At 60.9% G+C, this 13,946-nt stretch carries 10 protein-coding genes; 7 read left to right on the top strand and 3 right to left on the bottom strand.

Annotation, left to right across the window (positions count from 1 at the left end; all coding sequences use genetic code 11):
- Positions 1 to 196 precede the first annotated feature (196 nt).
- From AC27VU_RS25270 to AC27VU_RS25240, 7 genes are all read left to right on the top strand, one after another.
- The gene (locus AC27VU_RS25270; protein ID WP_338799958.1) at positions 197 to 1,357 is read left to right on the top strand and encodes an efflux RND transporter periplasmic adaptor subunit; all 1,161 of its coding nucleotides are present in this window, start codon (positions 197 to 199) and stop codon (positions 1,355 to 1,357) included.
- Entirely contained in the window at positions 1,354 to 4,455 is a 3,102-nt protein-coding gene (locus AC27VU_RS25265) for a multidrug efflux RND transporter permease subunit (RefSeq protein ID WP_488725151.1), read from the top strand. The genes AC27VU_RS25270 and AC27VU_RS25265 overlap by 4 nt, the downstream gene beginning before the upstream one ends.
- Before the next feature lie 9 nt (positions 4,456 to 4,464).
- A complete protein-coding gene (locus AC27VU_RS25260; RefSeq protein ID WP_003228008.1) occupies positions 4,465 to 5,142 on the top strand; it encodes a heavy metal response regulator transcription factor in 678 nt (225 codons plus the stop codon).
- Complete coding sequence (locus tag AC27VU_RS25255; protein ID WP_003228009.1) at positions 5,132 to 6,496, top strand: heavy metal sensor histidine kinase; 1,365 nt, start codon at positions 5,132 to 5,134, stop codon at positions 6,494 to 6,496. The genes AC27VU_RS25260 and AC27VU_RS25255 overlap by 11 nt, the downstream gene beginning before the upstream one ends.
- Positions 6,497 to 6,782: 286 nt before the next feature.
- A complete protein-coding gene (locus AC27VU_RS25250; protein WP_103521034.1) occupies positions 6,783 to 7,004 on the top strand; it encodes a hypothetical protein in 222 nt (73 codons plus the stop codon).
- Positions 7,005 to 7,200: 196 nt separating this feature from the next.
- Positions 7,201 to 8,517 carry an OprD family porin gene (locus tag AC27VU_RS25245; protein WP_488725150.1) on the top strand — a complete coding sequence of 439 codons (1,317 nt, stop codon included), beginning with the start codon at positions 7,201 to 7,203 and terminating at the stop codon, positions 8,515 to 8,517.
- 195 nt (positions 8,518 to 8,712) lie between these two features.
- Positions 8,713 to 10,221: a sensor domain-containing diguanylate cyclase gene (locus AC27VU_RS25240; RefSeq protein WP_488725149.1), complete on the top strand. Its 1,509-nt coding sequence runs from the start codon at positions 8,713 to 8,715 to the stop codon at positions 10,219 to 10,221.
- Between the two features lie 176 nt (positions 10,222 to 10,397).
- On the opposite strand, the gene lpxC is transcribed toward AC27VU_RS25240, so the two are convergent.
- The 3 genes from lpxC to ftsA form a co-directional block, all read right to left on the bottom strand.
- On the bottom strand, positions 10,398 to 11,309 hold the full coding sequence (gene lpxC, locus AC27VU_RS25235) for a UDP-3-O-acyl-N-acetylglucosamine deacetylase (RefSeq protein WP_007961638.1): 912 nt from the start codon (positions 11,307 to 11,309) through the stop codon (positions 10,398 to 10,400).
- 112 nt (positions 11,310 to 11,421) lie between these two features.
- Complete coding sequence (gene ftsZ / locus AC27VU_RS25230) at positions 11,422 to 12,618, bottom strand: cell division protein FtsZ (RefSeq protein WP_003228013.1); 1,197 nt, start codon at positions 12,616 to 12,618, stop codon at positions 11,422 to 11,424.
- A 68-nt stretch (positions 12,619 to 12,686) separates the two neighbouring features.
- Positions 12,687 to 13,946: a cell division protein FtsA gene (ftsA, locus tag AC27VU_RS25225; protein ID WP_003228014.1), complete on the bottom strand. Its 1,260-nt coding sequence runs from the start codon at positions 13,944 to 13,946 to the stop codon at positions 12,687 to 12,689.

The following is a 13,946-nucleotide window of genomic DNA, read 5'->3' as shown; positions in this document are numbered from 1 at the left end:
TGTAAGAGCGGAACCATCAGAAGCCGTTACCGCAGCAACGGATATGTCCCCCATCAACCCACAACATGGTCGGCCCAGAGGCCGCCAAGCCACACGAAACTGACAGCGCTGACAGCTAGCCGTCACCCTCCTGACCCCCAAACAAGCTTATAAATACCCAACCTGCCCAAACTCAACCCCTTGGCGCCCCAATCGCATGCGAATCCAGAAACGAACCGCCCTGCTCGCCACCCCGCTGATCATCGTCGCCGCTCTGGGCCTGTGGTACGCCACCAAACCGGCCCAGACCAAACTCGCCGCCCCCACCGCCATCCCGGTCCGGGTCGTGGCAGTCAGCGAAAAGGACGTCCCCCGCTACGTCAGCGGCATCGGTTCGGTTCTCTCATTGCACAGCGTCGTGGTACGCCCGCAGATCGACGGCATTCTGACAAAGATCCTCGTCAAAGAAGGCCAACTGGTCAAAGCAGGCGACCTGCTCGCCACCATCGACGACCGCTCGATCCGCGCCAGTCTTGATCAGGCCCGCGCACAACTGGGCGAAAGCCAGGCCCAACTGGAAGTCGCCCTGGTCAACCTCAAGCGCTACAAACTGCTCAGCGTCGACGACGGCGTCTCCAAGCAGACCTACGATCAGCAACAGGCGCTGGTCAACCAGTTGAAGGCCACCGCCCAAGGCAACCAGGCCTCGATTGACGCCGCGCAGGTACAACTTTCCTACACCCAGATCCGCTCCCCGGTCACCGGCCGCGTCGGTATTCGCACAGTCGATGAAGGCAACTTCCTGCGCATGACCGACACCCAGGGCCTGTTCACCGTCACCCAGATCGACCCGATCGCCGTCGAGTTCTCGCTGCCGCAACAAATGCTGCCGACCCTGCAAGGTTTGATCAACGACCCGCAGCACGCGCAGGTCAAGGCCTACATCGGCGCCGACACCGACGGCGAAACCGGCAATCTGCTTGGCGAAGGTCACCTGACCCTGATCGACAACCAGATCAACGCCAACACCGGCACCATCCGCGCCAAGGCCGAATTCGACAACGCCAGCCAGAAGCTCTGGCCGGGCCTGCTGGTGACGGTAAAAATTCAGACGGCACTGGATAAGAATGCGCTGGTGGTGCCGCCTACCGTCGTACAACGCGGCCTCGACCAACACTTCGTTTACCGCGTGAACGGCGACAAGGTCGAAGCCGTACAAGTGCAGATGGTTTATCAGGGCAGCGGCCAGGACATCATCAAAGGCGTGAAGGCGGGTGATCAATTAGTCAGTGACGGCCAGTCGCGGCTCAAACCCGGTTCGACCGTACAGGTGATGACCGAGCCGCCGCAGGTGGTCGAAGCGGAGCCCAAGCCATGAAGGAGCACAAAGGCGTCTCCACATGGTGTATCGACCACCCGGTCGCGACCATTCTGCTGACCTTCGCCCTGGTGCTGCTCGGGGTGATTGCCTTCCCGCGCCTGCCGATTGCGCCACTGCCGGAAGCGGAATTTCCGACGATCCAGGTTTCCGCGCAGTTGCCCGGCGCCAGCCCCGACACCATGGCGTCCTCCGTGGCCACGCCGCTTGAAGTGCAATTCAGCGCCATCCCCGGCATGACCCAGATGACCTCCAGCAGTGCGCTCGGCTCAAGCCTGTTGACCCTGCAATTCACCCTCGACAAAAGCATCGACACCGCCGCGCAGGAAGTTCAGGCGGCGATCAACACCGCCGCCGGCAAACTGCCCAAGGACATGCCGACGCTGCCGACCTGGAAGAAGGTCAACCCGGCCGACAGCCCGGTGCTGATCCTCAGTGTCAGCTCGACACAAATGCCCGGCACCGAACTCAGCGATCTGGTGGAAACCCTGCTCTCGCGTCAGATCAGTCAGATCGACGGTGTAGGTCAGATCAACATCACCGGTCAGCAACGTCCGGCGATCCGCGTGCAAGCCTCGGCCGACAAACTGGCTGCCATCGGCCTGACTCTGGCCGACATTCGTCTGGCGATCCAGCAGACCAGCCTGAACCTCGCCAAAGGTGCGTTGTACGGCGAATCGAGCATCTCCACGCTGTCGACCAACGACCAGTTGTTCCATCCCGAGGACTACAGCCAGCTGATCGTTTCCTACAAGGACGGCGCCCCGGTTCACCTGCGGGATGTCGCCAAAGTCGTCAACGGTTCGGAAGATGCCTACGTGCAAGCCTGGGCCGGTGATCAACCCGGTGTGAACCTGGTGATCTCGCGCCAGCCCGGTGCGAACATCGTCGAAACCGTCGATCGTATTCAAGCGGCGCTGCCGGGCCTGGAAGCCATGCTGCCGGCCTCGGTGCAGGTCAAAGTGCTGATCGACCGCACCCAGACCATTCGCGCGTCGCTGCATGAAGTGGAAATCACCCTGTTGATCGCCATTCTGCTGGTGGTGGCGGTGATGGCGCTGTTCCTGCGCCAACTGTCGGCGACGCTGATTGTCTCGGCAGTGCTCGGCGTGTCACTGGTGGCCAGTTTCGCCCTGATGTACATCCTCGGTTTCAGCCTGAACAACCTGACGCTGGTGGCGATTGTGGTGGCCGTGGGGTTTGTCGTCGACGATGCGATTGTGGTGGTGGAGAACATCCACCGGCATCTGGAAGCCGGCGACGGCATGCGTGAGGCGGCGGTCAAGGGCGCCGGCGAGATCGGCTTCACCGTGGTCTCGATCAGCTTCTCGCTGGTGGCGGCGTTCATTCCGCTGCTGTTCATGGGCGGTGTGGTCGGGCGGCTGTTCAAGGAATTCGCCCTGACCGCGACTTCGACCATTCTTATTTCGGTGGTGGTATCGCTGACGCTGGCGCCAACCCTGGCCGCGCTGTTCATGCGCAAACCGGTGCATCACGCCCATGACAAACCGGGCTTCAGCGAGCGTCTGCTGGCGTGGTACGAGAAAGGCCTGCGCCGCGCCCTCGCCCATCAGAAACTGATGATCGGCGTGTTCTGCCTGTCCCTCGGATTGGCAATTGCCGGTTACATCTTTATTCCCAAGGGTTTCTTCCCGATCCAGGACACCGGGTTCGTGCTCGGCACCACCGAAGCCGCTGCGGATATTTCCTACGGCGACATGGTGAAAAAACACCTGGCGATGGCCGAAATCGTCGCGGCCGACCCGGCAGTCGAAGCGTTTTCCCACTCGGTGGGCGTGTCCGGCAGCAACCAGACCATCGCCAACGGCCGCTTCTGGATCGCCCTGAAAAAACGCGGCGACCGCGACGTCTCGGCCAGCCAGTTCATCGACCGTATCCGTCCGAAACTGATGAAAGTCCCGGGCATCGTCCTGTACCTGCGCGCCGGCCAGGACATCAACCTCAGCTCCGGCCCAAGCCGCGCCCAGTACCAATACGTACTCAAGAGCAATGACGGCGCGACCCTGGCCACCTGGACCCAGCGCCTGACCGAGAAGCTGCGCAGCATCCCGGCGTTCCGCGACATTTCCAATGACCTGCAACTGGGCGGCAGCATCACCCACATCAGCATCGACCGCAGCGCCGCCGCGCGTTTCGGCCTGACCGCGAGTGATGTCGACGAGGCGCTGTACGATGCGTTCGGCCAGCGCCAGATCAACGAATTCCAGACCCAGGTCAACCAGTACAACGTGATTCTGGAGCTCGATACCAAACAGCGCGGCAAGGCCGAAAGCCTCAACTATTTCTACCTGCGCTCGCCGCTGAGCGGGGAAATGGTGCCGCTGTCGGCGCTGGCGAAATTCGACGCACCGACCATCGGCCCGCTGTCGATTGCCCATGACGGCATGTTCCCCGCCGCCAACCTGTCGTTCAACCTGGCACCCGGCGTGGCCTTGGGCGACGCGGTGATCCTGCTCAACCAGGCCAAGGCCGAGATCGGCATGCCGACCGCCATCAGCGGCAACTTTCAGGGCGCAGCGCAGGCATTCCAGAGTTCGCTCGCCAGTCAGCCGTGGCTGATTCTTGCGGCGCTGGTGGCGGTGTACATCATTCTCGGCGTGCTTTATGAGAGCTTCGTGCATCCGCTGACGATCATCTCGACCCTGCCGGCGGCCGGTCTCGGTGCAGTGATCATGCTGTGGATCTGCGGTCAGGACTTTTCGATCATGGCGTTGATCGGGCTGGTGCTGCTGATCGGTATCGTCAAAAAGAACGGCATTCTGATGATCGACTTCGCACTGGAAGCCCAGCGCAATCGCGGACTGGCGCCGCAGGATGCGATTTTCGAAGCGTGCCTGACGCGGTTCCGGCCGATCATCATGACCACCCTCGCCGCGCTGCTCGGCGCGTTGCCGCTGATGCTCGGTTACGGCACCGGCGCGGAACTGCGCCAGCCGCTGGGGATCGCGGTGGTGGGCGGCTTGCTGGTCAGCCAGATGCTGACGCTGTTTACCACGCCGGTCATATACTTGTGGCTTGAGCGGCTGTTCCACAGGCCCAAACCAATGCCCACGACGGCACTGGCGACTACAGACTGAGGCAGGGTCATGCGCGTTCTGATTATCGAAGACGAGGAAAAAACCGCGGATTATCTGCACCGCGGTCTGACGGAACAGGGTTACACCGTGGATCTGGCCCGCGACGGCGTCGAGGGCCTGCACCTGGCGCTGGAAAGCGACTACGCGGTGATCGTCCTCGACGTGATGTTGCCGGGCCTCGACGGCTTCGGCGTGCTGCGCGCCTTACGTGCGCGCAAGCAGACCCCGGTGATCATGCTCACCGCCCGCGAGCGCGTCGAAGACCGGATCAGGGGCCTGCGTGACGGCGCCGACGATTACCTCGGCAAGCCGTTTTCCTTTCTGGAGCTGGTAGCGCGCTTGCAGGCGCTGACCCGGCGCAGCGGTGGCCACGAACCGGTGCAGGTAAGCATCGCCGACCTGTGGATCGATCTGATCAGCCGCAAGGCCACCCGCGCCGGCACCCGACTGGATCTGACGGCAAAAGAGTTCTCGCTGCTCAGCGTGCTGGCGCGCCGACAAGGTGAAATCCTCTCGAAAACCGCGATTGCCGAGATGGTCTGGGACATCAATTTCGACAGCGATGCGAATGTCGTCGAAGTCGCGATCAAGCGTCTGCGGGCCAAGCTCGACGGGCCGTTCGACGAGAAACTGCTGCACACCATTCGTGGCATGGGTTACGTGCTGGAGAGCCGTGGTGTCCAGTAACTCGATTGCCCTGCGCCTCAGTGGCATGTTCACGCTGGTGGCGCTGCTGGTGTTTCTGTTGATCGGCGGCGCGCTGTATCAGCAGGTCGACAAGGGCCTGGGCCTGCTGCCGGAAGCCGAGCTGGATGCGCGTTACAGCGTGCTCGAATCCACCGTCGGTCGTTACGGCACGCCCGATCATTGGGTGAAGATCAACAACAAACTCAAGCTGCTGGGCGAGGAAGACAAGCGCATCAGTTTCTGGATCAGCAGCGGTGACCCGCAGTATGAGTTTGGCAACCTGACCCCGCAGATTCGCGAGTTCGCCAACGGCCCATTGGGCATGCGCGACCTGCAATTGCCCGACCAGCCCTATCCGCTGAAAGTGCTGGTCAGCCAGTTTCCGGCCAAGGACCAACGCCCGCCGCTGCGCTTCATGATCGGCATCGACACCGATACGTTTCACCAGACGCAACATCAGTTGCTGATCGCCCTGATTGGTCTGGCGATTATCGGCGTGGCGCTGGCCTCGGCGCTCGGGTACTGGGTGGCACGGATTGGCCTGCAACCGCTGATCAAACTGTCCCACGAGGCGCAGCGTCTGGCGCCGCCATTGCGTTCGGGGCGCTTGCGTCTGTCGCCGCTGCCGCCGGAGCTTGCGCAGTTTGTCGAGTCGTTCAACTCGACGCTGGAACGGGTCGAACAGGCATACTCGCGACTGGAGTCGTTCAACGCCGACGTGGCGCATGAGCTGCGTTCGCCGCTGACCAACCTGATCGGTCAGACCCAGGTCGCGCTGACGCGCGGACGTTCCGCCGAACACTATTTCGAGGTGCTGCAATCCAACCTCGAAGAGCTGGAACGCCTGCGTTCGATCATCAACGACATGCTGTTCCTTGCCAGCGCCGACCAGGGCAGCAAGGCGACCAAACTGACCGAGACCTCGCTGGCGGATGAAGTTGCAACCACGCTGGATTACCTGGATTTCATCCTCGAAGACGCGCAAGTGCAGGTGCATGTGAGTGGCGACGCACAGGTGCGAATCGAGATCGCGCATCTGCGTCGGGCGCTGATCAATCTGCTGAGTAACGCCGTGCAGCACACCGAACCGGGCCAGGTGATCGAGGTGCGCATCGAAGTCGAGGAACATCAGGTCAGCATCGGCGTGGCCAACCCCGGATCGCCGATTGCCAGCGAGCACTTGCCGCGCTTGTTCGAGCGCTTCTATCGGGTCGATGCCTCGCGCAGCAACAGCGGCAACAACCATGGGTTGGGGCTGGCGATCGTCAAGGCGATCGCGCTGATGCACGGTGGCGATGTGTTTGTGCGCAGTGATCGGGGGATGAATACGTTCGGCATCCACCTCCCGGTTTAACTGAAAAGCAAACCCCTGTGGCGAGGGAGCTTGCTCCCGCTCGGCTGCGCAGCAGTCGTAAATCCTGCACATTCAGTTTGTCTGAATGAATGTGATTGACGGGTTTGGGGCCGCTTCGCAGCCCAGCGGGAGCAAGCTCCCTCGCCACAAGGAATGGCGTTCACCCGTGATTGATCTTTGCTTGTACTGCAACAGTCATTTATGAAAATCAGGCTGTTTCCCAACGTCCGGCAACCTTATCTTTGCCCGCACCAAACAGCACTTGCCAAGCAAGAAGGTTTTCCAGATGTCCAACAGTATGGGTATTGCCAGCGCTTTCGTTTTGTCCTCATTGATCCTGTCGCCCATGGCGATGGCTGAAGAATCGCAGGCGTTCGTCGCGCAGAATGCCGCGCGCGCTCACGCCTTCGAGCAGTCTCAGGCAGAAGTGATGGTCAAGTCGCAGGACGCCTCGCAAGCCCCTCAGGCCGCCACTTCCCAGGCTCAAGCAGCCGAGAAAGACAGCTGAGTCGCGCACCGCGAAAAATTTCCCTCGACGCGGTTGTTTGGCTCTTCCCGTTCAACCGTCGTCCTTCCAGGCCGCTGCCTTTCAGCGGCCTTTTTTCGTTGTGGTCTGAAAGCCGTTTGGTTCGTCTGTAAAAACAAGAAACATCCCGCACCTCAAGACATTGAAGTGTCAGTTGACCCAAGGAGCTCCATCGCAAGTGCGTTACCCAGTCCGCGTCACCCCGCTGTTCATTGCAATTGCCGCAACGATTGCCCCCGCCGCCCATGCCGACGAAGCCGTCAAGGAAGGTTTCGTCGAAGGCTCGAGCCTCAACCTCAACGCTCGCAACTACTACATGAATCGCAACCGTCTGCAGCAGACGGACGACAACATCGAGTGGGGCCAGGGTTTTCTCGGGATCTTCCAGTCGGGCTACACCGAAGGCACGGTCGGCTTCGGCATCGACGCCCACGCCATGCTCGGGCTGAAGCTCGACGGCGGTGGCGGCACCGATGGCTCGAGCATCCTGCCGGTCAGCGATGGCAACGGCAAAGCGCCGGGCTCGTTCTCGACCGCGGGCGGCACGTTGAAAATGCGTGCGTTCGATACCGAGTTGAAGGCCGGTGACCTGTTCCTCACCAACCCGGTGATTGCCGGCGGTGAGTCGCGCATGCTGCCGCAGACCTTCCGTGGCGTCAGTCTGACCAACCACAGTTTCGACGGCTGGATGTTTGAAGGTGGCCAGGCCAGTTTCACCAAGCCGTACAACCAGAGTGGCCACCAGCGCATCGGTACCTCCTACGGCAAACTCACTGAGGGTGACGCAAGCCAGCACCTGAACTGGGCCGGCGTGTCCTGGAGCGGCGTCGAAGGCTTGACCAGCAATCTGTACGCTGCCGAGTTGAAGGACATCTGGAACCAGTACTACTACGACCTGGATTACACCTGGCAGTTGAACGATCTGGTCAGCCTCAACCCGGGCCTGCACTTCTATCACACGCAGGACACCGGCAACGCGCTGCTGGGCAACATCGACAACAACACCTACAGCCTGCATTTCACCGTCGGCATCGGCAGCCACAGCGTTACTGCTGCGTATCAGCGCGTGAACGGCAACACGCCGTTCGACTACATCAGCCAGGGCGACAGCGTTTACCTCGACAACTCGCAGCAGTACTCGGACTTCAACGGCCCGAACGAACGTTCGTGGAAGCTCAAGTACGCCTATGACTTCGCCGGGCTGGGGATGCCGGGTCTGACTTCAGCGGTCTCCTATTCGCGCGGCACCGTGGACTTGACCAAGGTCGATCCGCACAGCAAAGGCTATGCTTCGTGGTACAGCGCCGACGGTCGCAACGCCCAGCATTGGGAGCGCGACCTCGATCTGAAATACGTGGTGCAGAGCGGCCAGGCGAAAAATCTCGCGGTACGCCTGCAATGGGCGACCAACCGGGGCGGCAACGGTTATGGCGCGATTGATACGGATACCGATGAATACCGGGTGATTGTCGACTACCCGATCAACGTCTTCTAAGATCACCCCTGCGCCACGGTCTTGAATTGAGAGATATACCCTGTGGGAGCGGGCTTGCTCGCGAATGCGCTGCATCATTCGACATCAATGTTGAATGACACGGCGCATTCGCGAGCAAGCCCGCTCCCACAATGGGATACCGTCACTGACTTGATGCAACTACGCTAATAAGATCCTCTCAACCGACAGCCCATCATGATCGCGAGCCGTACCCCACCTGTGGCGGGCAAGACCGGGCGCCCCGAATTGCTGCTGATCTGCGGCAGTTCGCTGACTGTGATCGCGATTCTGTGCATCGTCACTTTTCTGCTGATTCGTGAGCACGCCAACGCTCAGGAGTCGGCCACCCGCAGCGCCACCACCATCGCCCAGTTGATCGACGCCGATGTCCTGCGCACGGTCGAGTTGTATGACCTGACCCTGCAAGGCCTGATCGCCGCTGCCCAGCGCGATGACTTGCGCGACGTCACCCCGCAGATCCGCCATCTGGCGCTGTTCGACCGCTCGACTACCGCGCGCTTCAAGGGCGACATCCTGCTGCTCGACAAACATGGCGATGTGGTCGCCGACTCATCGCGGGTCGAACCCAAGCCGGGCAACTTCGCCGACCGCGATTACTTCCTCGCCCATGCCTTCAACCGCGACATGGGCATGTTCATCAGCCGCCCGTTCAAGACCCGTTGCGATTGCGACGAAGCCAATCAATGGCGCATCAGTTTCAGTCGGCGGATCTCCTCGGACACCGGTGAGTTCGCTGGTGTGGCGGTGGCGTCGATGAAACTCGACTACTTCGATCAGTTGTTCAACAGCCTCGACATCGGCAAAGGCAGCACGCTGAACATCATCAACAGCGACGGCGTGCTGCTGGCGCAGAAGCCGTATCTGCAAAGCGACTCCATCGGCAAGAGCTTCGGCAACCGGCCCAACGTGCAGCGGATTCTCGGCGACAAGGATGGCAGCGGCAGTTTCACCAGCACCTCGAGCATGGACCATCAGCAACGGCTCTACACCTATTCGCGGGTCGGCAATCTGCCGTTGACGGTGATGGTTGCGCTCTCCAGTGATGAAGTGTTCGGCACCTGGCGCCGCACGGCGCTGTTGATCAGTGGCGCCACCGGCGTGCTGTGTGTCGGGCTGCTGTGGCTGACCTGGCTGCTGGCCCGTGAGCTGCGCTTGCGCCAGCGCGCCGAACGCGAACTGGCGCAACTGGCTGCCACCGATGCGCTGACCGGCGTGGCCAACCGGCGGATGCTCGATCAGGCGCTGCGCCACGAATGGTTCCGCGCCCAGCGTTCGGGCAAGCCGTTGTCGGTGATGATGATCGATGCCGACCACTTCAAGGCGTTCAACGACCGCCACGGGCATCAGGCCGGTGATCAGGCGCTGCGTGAATTGGCCAAGGTGATCACGGCGAACGTACGACGACCAGGGGATCTGGTCGCCCGTTACGGCGGCGAAGAGTTCTCGGTGATCCTCGCCGAAACCGATAGCAGCGGCGCGCGACAGATTGCCGAACATATCCGCCAGGCGGTCGAGCAGATGCCGAGGGTCGAGGGTGCAGACGTGGCGATGACCGTCAGTATCGGTATCAGCACCTGGACAACTGCGGTCGAGATGTCGCTTGAGCAACTGTTGTTTGCGGCGGACAAGGCGTTGTATCAGGCCAAGGAAGGTGGGCGGAATCGGGTGGTGGTGGCTGGCTGATTTTTGCGGCGATTGAACTGGCCTCTTCGCGAGCAAGCCCGCTCCCACAAGGGAACGCATTCCAAATGTGGGAGCGAGCTTGCTCGCGAAGAGGTCAGCCCAGGCAACACAAAAACCGCAGGCATAAAAAAAGGCCATCCAAGGATGGCCTTCAAAAAACTAGAGAGGTTTTTTACTTACACCGCCGCAACCGGGCGCATGTAAGAGATCGGTGCAGTGCTGGCGTCTTCGAACGTCACGACTTCCCACGCATCTGTCTGCTCAATCAACTTGCGCAGCAGCTGGTTGTTCAGTGCATGACCGGACTTGAAGCCTTTGAACTCACCAATCAGGCTGTTACCCAGCAGGTACAGGTCGCCAATCGCATCGAGGATCTTGTGCTTCACGAATTCGTCTTCGTAGCGAAGGCCGTCTTCGTTCAGTACACCATCGGAATCAACCACGATCGCGTTTTCAACGCTGCCGCCGAGTGCGAGGTTGTGCTTGCGCAGGTACTCGATGTCACTCATGAAACCGAAAGTACGGGCGCGGCTGACTTCTTTTACGAACGAAGTGCTGGAAAAATCCACGCTTGCACTTTGGGTGCGGTCCCGGAAAACCGGGTGATCGAAATCGATCTCGAAGCTCACCTTGAACCCTTCGAAAGGGACGAAAGTGGCGCGCTTGTCGCCGTCTTCCACTGTCACTTCACGCAGGATGCGGATGAATTTCTTGGCGGCGTCCTGCTCTTCCAGGCCAGCCGATTGAATCAGGAATACGAACGGTCCAGCGCTGCCATCCATGATCGGGACTTCGGACGCGGAGAGCTCGACGTAGGCGTTATCGATGCCCAGGCCAGCCATGGCCGAGAGCAAGTGCTCTACCGTGTCCACTTTGACGTCGCCGTTGATCAGCGTCGTCGACATAGTGGTTTCACCAACGTTTTCCGCGCGGGCAGGAATCTGCACCACAGGGTCGAGGTCAGCGCGACAAAACACAATGCCAGTGTCGACAGGCGCAGGCTTGAGGGTCAGGTAGACCTTCTCCCCGGAGTGCAGGCCTACACCTGTGGCACGGATAATATTTTTCAGTGTGCGTTGTTTAATCATGGCTTGGGCCGCTTCAGCGCAAATTGCGAACTGGTATCAACAAAGGCTGGCGATAATAGCAGACCGAGCCTTTGCTGAACACCAATCACCGTCATAGCCCTGATACATTCCATCAATCGGCCTGACGACGCAGGAATGCCGGGATGTCCAGGTAATCCAGATCGTCCTGCGGGTTCATCTTCGCGGCAGTCGCAGCACCGGCCTGCGCCTGGTTGCGCATGACGGTCGGACGGTCCAGGTCACGGTAGTTCACCGCCGGAGCTTCCTGACGCGCAGGAGCCGGTTGTTGAACCTGGGCGGAAGCCATGGAGGTGTGAACGGTGTTGTCGATGACCTTCACAGGCTTCTCGATTTTCGCGCCCAGACCGGTGGCAACCACGGTGACGTGCAGTTCGTCGCGCATGTCCGGATCGATAACGGTACCGACCTTGACCATCGCGTGCTCGGAAGCGAAGGCTTCGATGATGCTACCCACGTCGGAGTACTCACCCAGGGACAGGTCAGGACCGGCGGTGATGTTCACCAGAATGCCGCGTGCGCCTTGCAGGTTCACGTCTTCCAGCAGCGGGTTGCGGATGGCCGCTTCGGTCGCTTCACGTGCACGGTTCGGACCGCTGGCGCAGCCAGTGCCCATCATCGCCATGCCCATTTCGCTCATCACGGTACGCACGTCGGCGAAGTCGACGTTGATCATGCCCGGACGTTTGATGATGTCGGAGATACCACGAACGGCACCGGCCAGTACGTCGTCAGCCTTGGCGAAAGCCGACAGCAGGCTGGCGTCTTTACCGAGGATGGTCAGCAGCTTCTCGTTAGGGATGGTGATCAACGAGTCGACGCTTTCGGAGAGCATGCGGATGCCTTCGTCGGCGATCTGCATACGCTTGCGGCCTTCGAACGGGAACGGACGGGTCACGACCGCAACGGTCAGGATGCCCATTTCCTTGGCCACTTCGGCGATGATCGGCGCAGCACCGGTACCGGTACCACCGCCCATGCCGGTGGTGATGAACACCATGTTGGTGCCGGCCAGCACTTCAGCGATGCGCTCGCGATCTTCCAGCGCAGCCTGACGGCCGACTTCCGGGTTGGCGCCGGCGCCCAGGCCTTTGGTCACACCGGTGCCCAGTTGCAGGATGGTACGCGCGCCGATGTTTTTCAGCGCTTGAGCATCGGTGTTGGCGCAGATGAATTCAACGCCTTCGATGTTGCTCTTGACCATGTGGTTGACAGCGTTGCCGCCGCCACCGCCGACACCGATAACTTTGATTACCGGGCTTGCGGGGATGTTGTCTACGAGTTCGAACATTTTCCCTCTCCTTACATTCTCTAGTTTTTTCGCCTACTGCATTTTTGTTGCGGTGTTGCGGTAAAGCTTTAGAAGTTGCCTTGAACCCACTTCTTCAATCGATCCAGCAACGGCGCCTGCGGCTCATCGTTGCTGTAGCTGTCGCGGCTGCCGATGCCCGAGAACGAGATCCCGTCGGACTGCTTCTGCAGGCCGTACATCAACAAGCCAACGCCAGTGGAATAAATCGGGTTGCGCACCACGTCATCCAGGCCTTTCACGCCGTGCGGCACGCCCAGACGAACCGGCATGTGGAAGATTTCTTCGGCCAGCTCGGTGGCGCCTTCCATCTTCGAAGTACCGCCGGTCAGCACGATGCCCGCCGGGATCAAGTCTTCGTAGCCACTGCGACGCAGCTCGGCCTGAATCAGGGTGAACAGTTCGTCGTAACGCGGCTCAACCACTTCGGCCAGGGCCTGACGCGACAGTTCGCGCGGTGGACGGTCGCCAACGCTCGGCACCTTGATGGTTTCGCCGGCACCGGCCAGTTTGGCCAGGGCGCAGGCGTAGCGAATCTTGATCTCTTCGGCGTACTGGGTCGGGGTGCGCAACGCCATGGCGATGTCGTTGGTCACCTGATCACCGGCAATCGGGATCACCGCGGTGTGGCGGATCGCGCCTTCGGTGAAGATCGCGATGTCGGTGGTGCCGCCGCCGATGTCGACCAGGCACACGCCCAGCTCTTTTTCGTCGTCGGTCAGCACCGAGTAGGCCGAGGCCAGTTGCTCGAGAATGATGTCGTCGATTTCCAGACCGCAGCGACGCACACATTTTTCAATGTTCTGTGCAGCATTGACGGCGCAGGTGACCACGTGAACCTTGGCTTCCAGACGGACGCCGGACATGCCCAGCGGCTCGCGGACGCCTTCCTGGTTATCGATCACGTAATCCTGCGGCAGGGTGTGCAGCACGCGCTGGTCAGCCGGGATCGCCACGGCCTGGGCGGCATCGAGCACGCGCTCCAGGTCAGCCGAACTCACTTCGCGATCACGAATCGCCACGATGCCGTGGGAGTTCAGGCTGCGGATGTGATTGCCGGCCACGCCGACGAACGCCGAGTGAATGCGGCAGCCCGCCATCAGTTGGGCCTCTTCGATCGCGCGCTGGATCGATTGCACGGTCGACTCGATGTTCACCACCACGCCCTTCTTCAGGCCGCGGGACGGGTGAGTACCGATACCGACGATTTCCAGCGTGCCGTCGTCCGCGACCTCGCCTACCAGCGCCACCACCTTGGAGGTGCCGATATCCAGACCGACGATCATTTTGCCGCTTTGCACGTTTGCCAT

Source organism: Pseudomonas sp. 14P5.3.2 (assembly GCF_057799175.1).
This window is presented reverse-complemented; position numbering and strand designations above follow the sequence as displayed.

Bases quoted from the DNA above. Each gene is read 5' to 3' on its own strand.
- AC27VU_RS25270 (WP_338799958.1), top strand. From the start codon at position 197: ATGCGAATCCAGAAACGAACCGCCCTGCTCGCCACCCCGCTGATCATC.
- AC27VU_RS25265 (WP_488725151.1), top strand. From the start codon at position 1,354: ATGAAGGAGCACAAAGGCGTCTCCACATGGTGTATCGACCACCCGGTC.
- AC27VU_RS25260 (WP_003228008.1), top strand. From the start codon at position 4,465: ATGCGCGTTCTGATTATCGAAGACGAGGAAAAAACCGCGGATTATCTG.
- AC27VU_RS25250 (WP_103521034.1), top strand. From the start codon at position 6,783: ATGTCCAACAGTATGGGTATTGCCAGCGCTTTCGTTTTGTCCTCATTG.
- AC27VU_RS25240 (WP_488725149.1), top strand. From the start codon at position 8,713: ATGATCGCGAGCCGTACCCCACCTGTGGCGGGCAAGACCGGGCGCCCC.
- lpxC (WP_007961638.1), bottom strand. From the start codon at position 11,309: ATGATTAAACAACGCACACTGAAAAATATTATCCGTGCCACAGGTGTA.
- ftsZ (WP_003228013.1), bottom strand. From the start codon at position 12,618: ATGTTCGAACTCGTAGACAACATCCCCGCAAGCCCGGTAATCAAAGTT.
- ftsA (WP_003228014.1), bottom strand. From the start codon at position 13,946: ATGGCAAACGTGCAAAGCGGCAAAATGATCGTCGGTCTGGATATCGGC.